General features: G+C 70.7%; 13 protein-coding genes. 2 read left to right on the top strand and 11 right to left on the bottom strand.

Annotated elements, in window-relative coordinates; translation table 11 throughout:
* Positions 1-94: 94 nt before the first annotated feature.
* The 5 genes from ACWEOE_RS24470 to ACWEOE_RS24450 form a co-directional block, all read right to left on the bottom strand.
* Positions 95-1,618, bottom strand: coding sequence for an ATP-dependent DNA ligase (locus tag ACWEOE_RS24470; protein WP_452012786.1), 1,524 nt, complete (start codon positions 1,616-1,618; stop codon positions 95-97).
* 220 nt (positions 1,619-1,838) lie between these two features.
* Positions 1,839-2,999 (bottom strand): urea transporter, encoded by a 1,161-nt coding sequence (locus ACWEOE_RS24465; protein WP_452012784.1) that lies wholly within the window; start codon positions 2,997-2,999, stop codon positions 1,839-1,841.
* A 96-nt stretch (positions 3,000-3,095) separates the two neighbouring features.
* Complete coding sequence (fmdA, locus tag ACWEOE_RS24460; protein ID WP_452012783.1) at positions 3,096-4,349, bottom strand: formamidase; 1,254 nt, start codon at positions 4,347-4,349, stop codon at positions 3,096-3,098.
* 167 nt (positions 4,350-4,516) lie between these two features.
* A complete protein-coding gene (locus ACWEOE_RS24455; protein ID WP_452012781.1) occupies positions 4,517-4,807 on the bottom strand; it encodes an FmdB family zinc ribbon protein in 291 nt (96 codons plus the stop codon).
* A 253-nt stretch (positions 4,808-5,060) separates the two neighbouring features.
* Positions 5,061-6,458 carry a class II fumarate hydratase gene (locus tag ACWEOE_RS24450; RefSeq protein ID WP_452012780.1) on the bottom strand — a complete coding sequence of 466 codons (1,398 nt, stop codon included), beginning with the start codon at positions 6,456-6,458 and terminating at the stop codon, positions 5,061-5,063.
* 137 nt (positions 6,459-6,595) lie between these two features.
* Between ACWEOE_RS24450 and ACWEOE_RS24445 the strand changes: the two genes are divergently transcribed.
* The gene (locus ACWEOE_RS24445) at positions 6,596-7,567 is read left to right on the top strand and encodes an NAD(P)/FAD-dependent oxidoreductase (protein WP_452012778.1); all 972 of its coding nucleotides are present in this window, start codon (positions 6,596-6,598) and stop codon (positions 7,565-7,567) included.
* A 1-nt stretch (position 7,568) separates the two neighbouring features.
* On the opposite strand, the gene ACWEOE_RS24440 is transcribed toward ACWEOE_RS24445, so the two are convergent.
* The 6 genes from ACWEOE_RS24440 to ACWEOE_RS24415 form a co-directional block, all read right to left on the bottom strand.
* Positions 7,569-8,324: a S1 family peptidase gene (locus ACWEOE_RS24440; RefSeq protein ID WP_452012776.1), complete on the bottom strand. Its 756-nt coding sequence runs from the start codon at positions 8,322-8,324 to the stop codon at positions 7,569-7,571.
* 18 nt (positions 8,325-8,342) lie between these two features.
* The gene (gene glpX, locus ACWEOE_RS24435; protein WP_452012775.1) at positions 8,343-9,398 is read right to left on the bottom strand and encodes a class II fructose-bisphosphatase; all 1,056 of its coding nucleotides are present in this window, start codon (positions 9,396-9,398) and stop codon (positions 8,343-8,345) included.
* An 88-nt stretch (positions 9,399-9,486) separates the two neighbouring features.
* Complete coding sequence (locus tag ACWEOE_RS24430; protein WP_452012774.1) at positions 9,487-9,726, bottom strand: exodeoxyribonuclease VII small subunit; 240 nt, start codon at positions 9,724-9,726, stop codon at positions 9,487-9,489.
* Between the two features lie 72 nt (positions 9,727-9,798).
* Positions 9,799-10,269: a hypothetical protein gene (locus ACWEOE_RS24425; protein ID WP_452012773.1), complete on the bottom strand. Its 471-nt coding sequence runs from the start codon at positions 10,267-10,269 to the stop codon at positions 9,799-9,801.
* Positions 10,266-11,516 (bottom strand): exodeoxyribonuclease VII large subunit, encoded by a 1,251-nt coding sequence (gene xseA / locus ACWEOE_RS24420; RefSeq protein ID WP_452012772.1) that lies wholly within the window; start codon positions 11,514-11,516, stop codon positions 10,266-10,268. The genes ACWEOE_RS24425 and xseA overlap by 4 nt, the downstream gene beginning before the upstream one ends.
* Positions 11,513-12,151, bottom strand: a complete 639-nt coding sequence (locus ACWEOE_RS24415) for a lipid droplet-associated protein (protein ID WP_452012771.1) — start codon at positions 12,149-12,151, stop codon at positions 11,513-11,515. The genes xseA and ACWEOE_RS24415 overlap by 4 nt, the downstream gene beginning before the upstream one ends.
* Before the next feature lie 151 nt (positions 12,152-12,302).
* Here ACWEOE_RS24415 and ACWEOE_RS24410 point away from each other — a divergent pair, with 151 nt between their 5' ends.
* A complete protein-coding gene (locus tag ACWEOE_RS24410) occupies positions 12,303-13,313 on the top strand; it encodes a 4-hydroxy-3-methylbut-2-enyl diphosphate reductase (protein WP_452012770.1) in 1,011 nt (336 codons plus the stop codon).
* The last annotated feature ends 115 nt before the right edge of the window (positions 13,314-13,428 follow it).

The raw sequence follows: 13,428 nt of genomic DNA, 5'->3' as shown, positions 1-13,428 counted from the left end.
CGGCTCACTCTGATGCATCGCCCGAGGGCACAACATCGACTTTCGTCTGGCCTTTTGGTGCGTGCGTGGTGAATTGGCCCTGTCTGTCCGGATGTCATTCGGCCCGGTCTCCGCGCAACAGGCCGCGAACGGTGTCGATCGTGTCGGCGTCACCCGGTTCCTTGTCCGGCCGGTACCGCACCACGCGCGCGAACCGCAGTGCCAGCCCGCCCGGGTACCGCGTGCTGATCTGGGCGCCGTCGAGCTCGATCTCCACGACCACTTCGGGGCGCACGTACACCGTGTAGCCGTCGCGGTGCGTCTCGATCTCCTGGAACGTGCGCGTCTGCCACGCCAGCAGCTCGTCGGTCATGCCCTTGAACGTCTTGCCCACCATGATCGGCGGTCCGCCGTCGGGGTCGCGCGCGCCGAGGTGCAGGTTCGACAGCGTGCCCGTGCGCCGCCCGTGCCCCCACTCCGCCGCGAGCACCACCAGATCGATGGTGTGGACCGGTTTCACCTTGAGCCACGCCCGGCCCCGGCGCCCCGCCGCATACGGCGAAGCCAGGTCCTTCACCATCACGCCCTCGTGGCCGGCCGCCATCGCCGCGTCGAGTACCGCCGCCGCATCCGCCGGCTCGACCTGGCCCGGGATCACGTGCTCACCCGCGACTTCCCGCAGTGCCGCACTGCGTTCCGACAGCGGCGCGTCGAGCAGGTCCACGCCGTCGAGGTGCAGGCAGTCGAAGAAGTACGGCCGCAGCAGCAGCGCCCGCACCTGTTCCTCCCGGGTGCTGCCGAAGCGGCTCATGGTTTCCTGGAACGGCCGCGGTCGCCCGTCGTCGGTCAACGCGAGCGTCTCACCGTCGAGCACCACCGATTCGCACGGCAGCGCCCGCACGAGCTCCACCAGCTCCGCGACGCTGGATGTGATCTCCCGCAACGTGCGTGTGTAGACGTGCACTTCCCGGCCCACGCGGTGCACCTGGATTCGCGCACCGTCCATTTTGTACTCGACGATCGCGTGCGCGTGCTCCGCCACCGCCTCGTCGAGCGACTCCGCGGGCGACGCGAGCATCGGCTTGATCGGACGCCCGAGCGTGAGCCGGAACTCGGCCAGCCGCTGCGCGCCACCGGTCATCGCCGCGTGCCCCGTGACGGAAAGCTTGCCGGACAACATGAACGCCCGCCGCACGTCGGCCACGGGCACCTCGGCCGCCGCCGCCACGGCGTCGACCATCACCCCCTCCAGCGCCCCCTGCCGCAGCTCCCCGGTGACCAGCCGGATGAGGAACTCCTGCTCGCCGCGCGTGAGCCGGGCGAACAACGCCGTGAGCACCTCGGCCCGCCGCTTCACCGACCCCGCGCCCGAGGCCGCCGCGACCTCGGTGAGTGACTCGTCGACCTCTCGCACCTCGACCGTCGGCACCACGGCCGGCGGCACGGCCAGCTCCGCGAGCGTGCGCCAGCCCGCGCCCAGCCGATCCTGCGCCGTCTGCCCCGTGAGGTAGGAGATCACGGCCGGCAGCTCGGCGGTCTCGGCGGCGCGGAGCACCGCGGCGAGAGTGGCGATCTTCGCCTTCCTCGACCGGGTGGCCGCCAGCTCGGCGGACGCGGTGACGATCTCGGTGAGCAACACCCGACCATCATGACCCGCGGCACCGACAGTTTCCGGTCGTAGCCTCCTGACCTGGGGAAACGTCGTCCCTGGCCATCGTGAGCCCGGCCACGTGACGGCCGCGCGGTGACCTCAGGCGCCGTCGACGCTGCCCTTCGCGGCGGGACCACTCCCGGGTTGTCCGCGGTAGGACGCTGAAACGGCCGCTGTCACTTCGAGCCGCAGGCCTTCAGCGACGCAGTCAGGGGTTGCCGGGTCCGGCCTGGGGATCACCGGAGCCCGCCATGGCGTGCTCGCGGTGCGAGCGCCGGACGTGTTCCTCCGGGGTGACGACCTCCGCGGGCGGCACCCATTCGAAGTACTTCGACGTGCCCTTCAGCAGCACGAACGTGAGCGTGCCGAAGCAGAACGGCAGCGTGAGCGCCGGCAGGCCCCACGGGACGAAAATCGATCCGATCGCACCGAAGAGCAGGGCCGTGAAGATCGCACACAGCACCCCGAGGATCGCCGAGCGCCAGGTCAGCACGTAGAACACACCGGCGATCGCCAGCGCCGCGTCGAACGAGTTGAAGCCCCACAGCCCGTTGTAGATCAGCACGCCGTCGGCACCCAGCGCCATCCCGGTCAGCATCCCGACGGCCGAGCCGACCAGCGCGAAGACCGCGGCGATCCGGGAGCAGAACGCGATCCCGACGATGATCAGCACGCCGGCCAGCAGACTGTTGCAGAAGAACAACTGGCCGATGCCGCGGAAGATCGCGTTGATCACGGCCACCACGTCGGTGTTGCCGGCGGCGTCGGCGCTCGCCCGCAGGGTTGTGCGCACAGCGGGCCCGTTCACCTCCGGTGTGGCCGGGGCGATCGCGTCGCTGAGCCGTCCGCGCGTGATGTGCAGTGCGGTGATCAGGAACAGCAGAGTGGTGATGTTGAAGGCCAGCGTGAACGGCGGCACACCCCAAGAGCCGCCGAACGCTGCCGCCAGCGCGGCCATCAGGATCGAGGACACCGCGCTCAGGAGGATGATCCACAGGATCACGATCCCGTCCCACTCGGGTGCGAGGAACAGCGCGAGCCCGAGGCCGACGAGGACGCCGTTGAACCCGTAGAGACCAGCGTGGATCGCGTCGCGGTCGAACCCCAGTGCCAGCGCGGCGAGCGTCGAGGCCACCACCCCCACCGTGGCCCCGAACCCGAGCCACGGCTCCTGCAGCCAGGCGGCCAGCAGGATGAACGCGCCGGTGATCGGGCTGTTCATGAACACGACCTGCCCGATTCCGCGCAGGCAGTACTCGACGAACCCGACCACGGGCACCTTCAGGGCTCGTTCGTCGACCTCGGGCATGGTGCCGTTGATCCATCGCCACGGCCCGTGGTGGCCGCGGTCCGGTGGTGCTGTGGTCATAGCCGCCTCCTCCGGCGGATGGGTAGTTCTCGACGGACCGGCCCGGGCGGGAGGCGGACCCGCCGCCCGCCCGGGGGCACCGGCCCGCTCCGGGCGTCAGAAGCTCGCCGTCGGCACGCTCATGCCCTGTTCGACCTGCGCCGGGCCCGAAGCCGAAGGACGCACGTCGATGTCGAAGATCGCGGTGGGCAGGTAGACGGTGGAGCACGAGTTCGGGATGTCGACCACGCCGGAGAGCCTGCCCTCGATCGGCGCCGAGCCCAGGATCATGTACGCCTGGATCGCGCTGTAGCCGAACTTCTGCAGGTAGTCGATGGCGTGCAGGCAGGCCCGCTGGTACGACAGGTGCGAGTCCAGGTAGTGCTGCTCCCCGTCGAGCGTGACCGAGGTGCCGGAGAACGCCAGCCACTGGCTGTACTGCGGGTCGACGTTGCCCGGCATGAAGATCGCGTTCTCGGAGACGCCGTAGGTCTCCATCCCGCCCTTGATCAGGTCGACGTGCAGGTCCATGAACCCGCCCATCTCGATGGCGCCGCAGAACGTGATCTCGCCGTCGCCCTGCGAGAAGTGCAGGTCGCCCATCGAGAGTTTCGCGCCGTCGACGAAAACCGGGTAGAAGACCCGGGTTCCCTTGGTGAAGTTCTTGATGTCCTGGTTCCCGCCGTTCTCCCGCGGCGGCGCGGTGCGCGCGGCCTCGGCCGCGACCCGGTCGAAGTCGGCGCCGGTGAGGCTGCCGAGGATCGCGGAGTCCGGCAGCGGGGGCAAGGCCAGTGGCGGCACCCGGTTCGGGTCGGTGTCGATCAGCGCCTGTTCGCGGCTGTTCCACTTGGCGAGCAGCGCCGCGGAGGGCGCCGTGCCCATCAGCCCGGGGTGCACGATGCCGGTGTAGGAGACCCCGGGGACGTGCCGCGAGGTGGCGACGCCGCCCATGAAGTCCCAGATCACCTTGTACGCGTCGGGGAACCACTCCGTGAGGAAGCCACCGCCGTTCTTGGTGGCGAAGACGCCGGTGTAGCCCCAGCCCTGGCCGGCCAGCGGTCCCGAGTCCTCCTGCGGGATCGGGCCGACGTCGAGGATGTCGACGATGAGGAGGTCGCCGGGCTGTGCGCCCTCGACCGCGATCGGCCCGCTGAGCACGTGCACGGCGGGCAGCGGCGCGTTCAGCACGTCTTCGGCGGAATCGTCGTTGTGGATCGCGCCGTCGAACCATTCACGGCAGTCGACGCGGAACGAGTCGCCCGGCTTGACGTGAACCTGGGCGGGAATATCCCCGTGCCACCGGTTGTGTCCGACAATTTCTTGTTCGGAGAATTTCTTTGTGGAATCGAGTGAGAAAACGACTTGCGGCATGGCATCTCCCGTCGGCTTGCTGGGCGACCGGCATCGAGTGCTGCGCACCTGGACGCCGCGGAGCGTGGCGGCTCCGCAGAGCACTCCCGGGCATCAGCCGCAGTTCTTCTTCGCCGGCCCAGCCGGCGGGCCATTGCCCGGCAGGGCGCAGGCTGGGCCGCGTTCGCCTACGGTCTCGGCAGGCGTCGCAGCGCGGGGTTCGGTGTCGTCACCGGCCCGCGCGACCGGCCGCGAGCGGGCGGTACCGCGGACACCACGGCCGGCTCGTCGCGAGTTTTCTCCGTCTGGTCGATGGCTGTGACCAGCTCACGTGGTGCCAGTGACAGCAGCGGCGCACTGTAGCTGCGGGCCGCGTCGTCACCGCAGACCGGACACTGCGAACCCGGCGGGGCCGTCCCCATCGGCAGGCGCACCTCGAAGACACCGTCCCGAGCGCATCGATATTGGTACGTCGCCATCGCAGCCTCCCAACTGCTTGCTCTCTCCTCGCGGCGAATTGATCAAATGACGCCACAGAAAGGGAATCAAGAGCGGTGCACGACGCTACCAGCCGGGTGTTTCGCGCACAATGAAACGACTGCCGGAATGAATTTGTGCGCAGAGGTACAGTTCGTCCACGTGCGGTGACCGGTTCGCGCCCCCCGAGCGTAGTGAAACGACGAGCGGCCCGCTTCCCGGAGAGCCGGGAAGCGGGCCGCAGGCGGAAAATCCCTACTTGCCGCCGCGTGCCATGCGCAACACGTCGAGGGCCTCGTCGAGCTGCTCTTCGGTCAGCTTGCCGTCGGCGACGAAACCGCGCTCGAGCACGACCTCGCGAATGGTCTTGAGCTCCTTCAGCGCCTGCTTCGCCACAGCCGCCGCGGCCTCGTAGCCGATGTACTTGTTCAGTGGGGTCACGATCGACGGCGAACCCTCCGCGTACTGGCGGGTGCGCTCGACGTTCGCGGTGATCCCGTCGAAGACCTTGTCCGCCAGCAGCCGCGAGACGGCGGCCAGCAGCCGGGCCGACTCGAGCACGTTGCGGGCGATCACCGGCAGGTTCACGTTGAGCTGGAAGTTGCCCGCCGCGCCCGCGAAGGCCACGGCCGCGTCGTTGCCGACGACCTGCGCCACGACCTGCAGCGTCGCCTCCGGGATGACGGGGTTGACCTTGCCGGGCATGATCGACGAGCCCGGCTGCAGGTCCGGCAGCGCCAGCTCGGACAGCCCGGTGCGCGGGCCGGAACCCAGCCAGCGCAGGTCGTTCGCGATCTTGTTGAGCGACACGGCGATCGTGCGCAGCTGACCGGACGTCTCGACCACGCTGTCCTGCGTCGCCTGCGCCTCGAAGTGGTTGCGGGCCTCGGTGAGGGGCAGGCCGGTCAGCCGGGCCAGCTCGGCGGAGACGGCCGCGCCGAATCCGTCGGGCGCGTTGAGGCCCGAGCCGACGGCGGTGCCGCCGATGGGCAGCTCGCCCAGGCGACCCACGCCCGACTGCAGGCGCTCGATGCCGAAGCGGATCTGGGCGGCCCACGCGCCGGCCTCCTGGCCCAAGGTGATCGGCACGGCGTCCATCAGGTGCGTGCGGCCCGACTTCACGACGTCGGCCCACTCCTGCGCGCGCGTCTCGATCGCGCCGGCGAGGTGCTCCAGGGCCGGGATCACGTCGGTGAGCACGGCTTCGGTGGCGGCCACGTGGATGGTCGTCGGGAACGTGTCGTTGGACGACTGCGACGCGTTGACGTGGTCGTTCGGGTGTACGTCGCGGCCCAGCGCCCGCGTGGCGAGCGTCGCGATGACCTCGTTGGCGTTCATGTTCGACGACGTGCCCGAGCCGGTCTGGAAGACGTCGATCGGGAACTGGTCGTCGTACTTGCCCTCGGCCACACCGTCGGCGGCCGTGGCGATCGCCTCGGCGACGTCGGCGTCCAGCACGCCCAGCTTGGCGTTCACGCGCGCGGCGGCGGCCTTCAACAGGCCCAGCGCGCGGATCTGGGCGCGCTCGAGACCGCGGCCGGAGACGGGGAAGTTCTCCACGGCACGCTGCGTCTGCGCGCGGTAGAGCGCGTCGACCGGGACGCGGACCTCACCCATCGTGTCGTGTTCGATCCGGTATTCCTGTTCAGCCATACCCTCGATTCTGGCCCTGATCGGCGCGGACGGCGTCGTGGCGTCGCCCACCTCGATCAGGTAATTCCTGGGCGTGATCGGTCTAGGATCGGTTGTGTTCTCGATCACCGCCACCCACCACTGGCTGGAGCGAGCAAATGGACTACGACCTCGTGATCATCGGCGCCGGGCCCACCGGGCTGTTCGCCGCCTACTACGCGGGATTCCGCGGCCTCTCCATGGCCGTCGTCGACTCCCTGCCCGAGCCGGGCGGCCAGGTCACCGCGATGTACCCCGAGAAGATGATCTACGACGTCGGCGGCTTCGCGGCCGTGCGCGGGCGTGACCTGGTGCAGGGGCTGGTCGACCAGGCCGCGCCGTGGGAGCCGACGTACCTGCTCGGCCGCAAGGCGGAGAAGCTCGAGACCGTGGGCGAGGGCGTGGAGCTGACGCTGGACGGCGGCGACGTGCTGCGTGCCGGCGCCGTGCTGATCACGGCCGGCATCGGCGAGTTCACGCCCCGGCCGCTGCCCGCGGGCGACGGCTGGCTCGGGCGCGGGATGGTGCACTTCGTGCCGTCGCTGCAGGTCCACGCGGGGCAGCACGTGGTCGTGGTAGGCGGCGGCGACTCGGCGTTCGACTGGTGCCTGGCGCTGCACCCGGTGGCCGCGAGCGTGACGCTGGTCCACCGCCGGGCGAAGTTCCGCGCGGCCGAGTCGATCGTGCGGCAGGTGCGTGAGCTGGGCGTGCCGCTGATCACCGACGCCGAGGTGACGCGGTTCGTCGAGTCGCCCACCGGTGCGCTGGAGGGTGTCGAGGTGGCGGTGAAGGGCGGCGAGGACCTCGCGCTGCCGGCCAACGCCGTGGTCGCCGCGCTGGGGTTCACGGCCGACCTGGGGCCGATCGAGAGCTGGGGCCTGGAGATCGACCACCGCGCCGTCACGGTCGACTCGACGATGGCGACGGCCCGCCCGCGCGTGTACGCGGCCGGCGACGTGGCCCACTACCCGGGCAAGGTGAAACTGATCGCCACGGGCTTCGGCGAAGCGGCGACGGCCGTGAACAACATCGCGGTGGCGCTCGACCCGGAAGCCCACCTGTTCCCGGGCCACTCCAGCAACGCCGAATGACTCAGCCGGTCTTCGACGCGATCCAGGGCTCGTACGCGACCACCGAGGTGTAGATCGACGGCGCCGTCGCGCAGGTGGGCGAGCCGTTGCCCGGGCGGCTGGTCACGCCGATGAGCGTCCAGTGGTCGCCGTCGCGGGTGAGTTCCGGGCCACCGGAGTCGCCGTAGCAGGAGCCGGCCTTGCCGGACGGGTTGTCGGTGCAGAGCTCGGCCGTGCCGTCGAACGACGAGGTGCACTTGCTGCCCTCGACGAGGTGCGTGTCGAGCTGCTGCAGCGTCGGCACGGGGTCACCACAGCCGGGCGCGGCGCACGTCTGGCCCCAGCCCAGTACGCGGGCCGGGGTGCCCGGCGCGGCGGCCGCACCGACGGCGATCGGCGCCGTCTTCGCGGGCGCGCTGAGCCGGACGAGTGCGATGTCGCCGGTCTGCGTCGAGGAGTTGAAGTGCGGGTTGAGCACGATCTCGGCGGGCTTGCTCGTTTCCCCGCCGGAGGCGCTTTCGTTGGTGCCCAAGCGGAACGTGAGCGTCGCCGGGTCCTTCCCGGACACGCAGTGGGCGGCGGTGACCACCCACGTGGGCGCGATCAGCGAGCCGGCGCAGAAGAGCGTGCCCGCTTCGGTGTGCATCGACACCGTGAACGGGTAGGGCTCGTCCGCGCCGGTCCCGCCGACGATGGCGGGCCCGGCGGTCGCGCTGCCGGCGGTGAGCACTGCTCCCGTGAGGATCGTGAGAAACAGCGCGAACAACCGCTTGGGCACCGGGCGAACTCCTTGGGGTCAGGGCAGGGGCGGGACGACGTCGTCGTCCTCGTGCACGTCGAGGTTGCCGTCGAAGTTCACGGACGAGTAGGCCCGCAGCTTCTCCAGCCGGTGGTAACCGTCGATCATTCTGACGGTGCCGGACTTGGACCGCATGACGATCGACTGCGTGGTGGCGCCGCCGGCGCGGTAGTGGACGCCGCGCAGCAGGTCGCCGTCGGTGACGCCGGTGGCGCAGAAGAAGATGTTGTCGCCGCGCACGAGGTCGTCGTTGGTGAGCACGCGGTCGAGGTCGTGGCCCGCGGCCAGGGCCTTTTCGCGCTCCAGTTCGTCCTTCGGCCACAGCCGGCCCTGCAGCTCACCGCCGAGGCACTTCATCGCGCACGCGGCGATGATGCCCTCGGGCGTGCCGCCGATGCCGATCAACATGTCGACACCGGTCGTCGGGCGCGCCGCGGCGATGGCGCCGGCCACGTCGCCGTCGGAGATGAAGCGGATGCGGGCGCCGGCCTCGCGGATCTCCTTGATGATCTGCTCGTGGCGCGGCCGGTCGAGCACGCACACCGTCACGTCGCCGACGCTGGAGTTCTTGGCCTTCGCCACGCGCCGGATGTTCTCGGCGATCGGCGCGGCCAGGTCCACCTTGCCCGCGGCGTCGGGACCGACGGCCAGCTTCTCCATGTAGAACACGGCCGACGGGTCGAACATCGCCCCGCGCTCGGCCACGGCCAGCACGGCCAGCGCGTTGGGCATGCCCTTGGCCATGAGCGTGGTACCGTCGACGGGGTCGACCGCGACGTCGCAGTCGGGACCGTCGCCGTTGCCCACCTCCTCGCCGTTGAACAGCATGGGGGCTTCGTCCTTCTCGCCCTCGCCGATCACGACCACACCGCGCATCGACACGGTGGAAACGAGCTGGCGCATCGCGTCGACGGCGGCTCCGTCGCCCCCGATCTTGTCGCCGCGCCCGACCCAGCGACCGGCGGCCATCGCCCCGGCCTCGGTCACGCGGACCAGCTCCATGGCGAGGTTGCGGTCGGGTGCTTCGCGACGTGGGTCACTGGCGGTGCTCATGCGGGCCTCCCGGATCGCGGAATTCGGCGGGAGAACAGTGTCTCAGATTTTCGCGTCACCTGAACGATTCAGTCGCGCATGGTGCTCATCACTGTGCGTCGTCGGCGTTCTCGGTGTTCTCCACGGATGCCAGCGCGGCCTCGATCCGCTCACGCGCGCCTTCGAGGTGGCGCTCGCAGACCTTGGCGAGTTCTTCACCCTTTTCCCACAGCGCCAGCGACTGCTCCAGGCTCAACCCGCCGGCCTCGAGCTCCCTGACCACCTCGACCAGCCGGTCGCGCGCCTGCTCGTAACCGAGTCCGGCGGTTTCGCTGCCTGCTTCGCTCACGCTCGACGTTCTCCGATGTTCCGATGCACTGGCTGTCCGGGCACACTACCGCGCCGGCCGGGCCGCGCGTTGTCACGACCGGTGATCGACGCGGTGCCGGCCGCCCTGGTGGCGTGGCGGAGCGGGGGCCGGCCGGGGAGCCGCGGCCTGGGTCGGCGGGGTGGTCCGCGGAGCCTGCGCGCGGCTGACGAGCGCGGTCGCCATGGCGTGGTCGTAACCCACGAAGGCCAGGGCGAACTCCTGGCCGTCGCCATCGGCGATGGCGGCTTCGAGGGTTTCCTGGGCGGACGCGACGCGGCGGCGGTGGTCGGCGCCCTCGGCGAACCACCAGCGGTTGCCGACGTGGACCGACGTTGCTTCCGACAGGCGGCGCAGCTGGGGGCCGAGGCCGCGGCGGGCGGGGGAGCCGCAGCCGGCGAGCAGGGCCGTCCAGCATTCGGTGGCGGCGCGGTCGGTGGTGAGCGCCTGGTGCAGCAGGGCGCGGGCGTCGAGGCGGGCGGCGGCGTCCACGGTGAGCGGGAGGAACGCCGGTGCCTTGGTCACGGCCCGTCTCCTTCCGTGTCGCGCGGTTGCGTGACGGCGTGGACCGCCCCGTCGGCGACCCGCACGCGCAGGCGTGCGCCGTCCTCGATCTGGGAGACGGAGCGCAGCACCTGGAGGTTGCCTGAGCCGTCGGTGAATTGCACGACGGCGTAACCGCGGGCCATCGTGGCAGCCGGGCCCAGCGCCGTCAGCCGGCCGCGTGCGTTCGCGACCTCGGCCTGGTCTTTCGCGAGCAGGCCGAGCATGGCGCGGCGGCCGCGTTCGCGGTGCATCTCGACGTCGTCGAGGCGGCGCTGGATCGGGCCCAGCGGATCGGCGAGCGACGGGCGGCTGCGCAGCTGGGTGAGCAGCCGCGTCTGCGTGTCGACCCAGCCGTGCAGCGCGCGGCGGCCGCGGTCGCGCATCTGGCGCACGCGGGCGGACTCCTCCCGCACGTCGGGCACGATGCGTTTGCTCGCGTCCGTCGGCGTGGAACAGCGCAGGTCGGCGACGTGGTCGAGCAGCGGGGTGTCGGGCTCGTGCCCGATCGCGCTCACCACGGGCGTGCCCGCCGCCGCGACGGCCCGGCACAGCGCCTCGTCGGAGAACGGCAGCAGGTCCTCCACGCTGCCGCCACCGCGGGCGATCACGATCACGTCCACCTCCGCGTCTTTGTCCAGTGTGGACAGGGCGCGGAGGATCTGCGGCACGGCCTGCGGCCCTTGCACGGCGGTGTTCACGACCTTGAACAGCACGTGGGGCCAGCGGGCCTGTGCGTTCACGAGCACATCTCGCTCGGCGGCCGAGGCGCGGCCCGTGATGAGGCCGATGCCCTGGGGCAGAAAGGGAATCGGCCGTTTGCGCTCGGGGGAGAACAGGCCTTCGGCCGCGAGCAGCTTGCGCAGCCGCTCGATGCGCGCGAGCAGCTCGCCGATGCCGACGGCGCGGATCTCGTCGGCGCGCAGGCTGAGCGTGCCGCGGCCGAAGAAGAACGACGGCTTCGCGTGCACCACCACGCGATCGCCCTCGCGCAGCGGCGTCGCGAGCTCGCGCACCAGCCACATCGGGGCGGTCACGGACATCGAGACGTCGGCCGACGGGTCGCGCAGGGTCAGGAACGCGGTCTGCGTGCCGGGGCGCGCGTTGATCTGGGTGACCTGGCCCTCCACCCACACGGCGCCGAGGCGGTGGATCCAGTCGCCGATCTTGCGCGCGACCGTGCGGACGGGCCAGGGGCTCTCGGCGCTGGTCGAGGGGTCGGTGCTCACTGGCCTTCCGCGTCGTCGCCCTGCTGCGTGGGTTCTTCTTCCGCCTTGCGCGCGTTGCCGATGCGCCGCGCGAGCATGCCGGTGAACGACGCGCGGTCGGCGTTGGCCCGCTCGTAGTCGAGGATTTCCTCGAGCTGCGGCACGGTCAGCCGGCGCAGGCGGGCACGCAGCTGGGGCAGGGTGAGCTCGTCGTAGCCGGTCAGGCCCGCGGGGCCGGCGGTGCTGTCGTTCTCGCCGTCGGCGTGGTCCTCGGCCAGGGCGCGTTCTTCCTGCGCCCAGGGGTCTTCGGGCTCGTCGTCCTGGTCCTTCAGCGGGAGGAGGTCGGGCCGGTGACCGTTGGCGCGGGGCTCGGGCAAGTCGTCGACGGGCACCAGCGTGGGCCGCGTGGGCTCGACGTCCTCGTCGAACGTCGCCCAGCTCGGTGTCTCCTCGACCGGGCGCAGGCCGGAGAGCGCGTCGTCGCCCTTGATGGCCAGCTCCGTGACGTGCTGCTGCACGCGCATGGACAGCTGGAGGACCTGGCTGGCGACGGTCACGGGCAGGCCAGTGATCTGCTTCGGGAGCTCACGAACCCGCTCGGCGGTGGTGACGGCGAGGCCCGCGGCGACCCGGAGGGGGAACGGGAGTGGCTTCATGCCGTCTAGCGTGCCGCATGGGGGCCATCCTGCCCAACCGAACGGGTGGGTTGGGGCACAGGACGTGACTCCCGGCACAGCCCGGATGGCCGCCGACGTCATCCGAAAGAGGACTTCGAACGCGCTGCGGCACAGCCCGTACCCTGGAGGCATGACTTCTGCGAGTCCCGGAACCGAGCCCGCCGGTACCCCGACGATCTCCCAGTCCGGCGCAGCCAAACGCGTCTTGCTCGCGAAGCCGCGCGGCTACTGCGCCGGCGTGGACCGTGCGGTGATCGCCGTGGAGAAGGCGCTGGAGCTCTACGGCGCGCCCGTGTACGTGCGCAAGGAGATCGTGCACAACCGCCACGTGGTCGAGACGCTGCGCGAACGCGGCGCGATCTTCGTGGACGAGACGTCGGAGGTGCCCGAGGGCGCGCTGGTCGTGTTCTCCGCCCACGGCGTTTCCCCCGCGGTGCACACCGAGGCGGCCGACCGCGGCCTGCGCACCATCGACGCCACGTGCCCGTTGGTGACGAAGGTGCACAAGGAGGTCAACCGCTTCGCCAAGGACGACTACGACATCCTGCTGATCGGCCACGAAGGCCACGAAGAGGTCGAAGGCACCGCCGGCGAGGCTCCCGACAAGGTCCAGCTCGTGGACACGGCCGAAGACGCCGCGAAGGTCGAGGTGCGCGACCCGTCGAAGGTGATCTGGCTCTCCCAGACCACCCTGTCGGTCGACGAGACGATGGAGCGCGTCGATCAGCTGCGCGAACGCTTCCCCACCTTGGCCGACCCGCCCAGCGATGACATCTGCTACGCCACGACCAACCGCCAGGTGGCCGTGAAGGCCATGGCGCCGGAGTGCGACCTGGTGCTGGTGGTGGGCTCGAAGAACTCGTCGAACTCAAAGCGCCTGGTCGAGGTGGCGCTGAAGGCGGGCGCGCGGGCTTCGCACCTGATCGACTTCGCGTCGGAGGTCGATCCTGCGTGGCTTTCCGGCGTGTCGACGGTGGGCGTCACGTCGGGCGCCTCGGTGCCGGACGTGCTGGTCATGGACCTGCTGGCCTGGCTCGCCGAGCGCGGCTACGGCCAGGTCGACGAGGTGACGACGGCCAACGAGAAGATCGCGTTCGCGCTGCCGAAGGAGCTTCGGAAGGCGGCCAAGTCGGAGTCCTGACGGGGGTCGCCGGCCTGCTCTTGCCGGCTTGTCGGCTTGTCGGCTTGGGGTGAAGCCGCGGTGGTTGCCGGGTTCGGTGGCTGCCGCGGCTTAATTTCGTTCTAGCTCCGGGGCG

The sequence above is a fragment of the Amycolatopsis sp. NPDC004368 genome, from assembly GCF_053602515.1.
This window is presented reverse-complemented; position numbering and strand designations above follow the sequence as displayed.

Coding starts and splice junctions, on each gene's coding strand:
- ACWEOE_RS24410 (WP_452012770.1), top strand. CDS start 12,303: ATGACTTCTGCGAGTCCCGGAACCGAGCCCGCCGGTACCCCGACGATC.
- ACWEOE_RS24455 (WP_452012781.1), bottom strand. CDS start 4,807: ATGGCGACGTACCAATATCGATGCGCTCGGGACGGTGTCTTCGAGGTG.
- ACWEOE_RS24445 (WP_452012778.1), top strand. CDS start 6,596: ATGGACTACGACCTCGTGATCATCGGCGCCGGGCCCACCGGGCTGTTC.
- glpX (WP_452012775.1), bottom strand. CDS start 9,398: ATGAGCACCGCCAGTGACCCACGTCGCGAAGCACCCGACCGCAACCTC.
- ACWEOE_RS24415 (WP_452012771.1), bottom strand. CDS start 12,151: ATGAAGCCACTCCCGTTCCCCCTCCGGGTCGCCGCGGGCCTCGCCGTC.
- ACWEOE_RS24465 (WP_452012784.1), bottom strand. CDS start 2,999: ATGACCACAGCACCACCGGACCGCGGCCACCACGGGCCGTGGCGATGG.
- fmdA (WP_452012783.1), bottom strand. CDS start 4,349: ATGCCGCAAGTCGTTTTCTCACTCGATTCCACAAAGAAATTCTCCGAA.
- ACWEOE_RS24450 (WP_452012780.1), bottom strand. CDS start 6,458: ATGGCTGAACAGGAATACCGGATCGAACACGACACGATGGGTGAGGTC.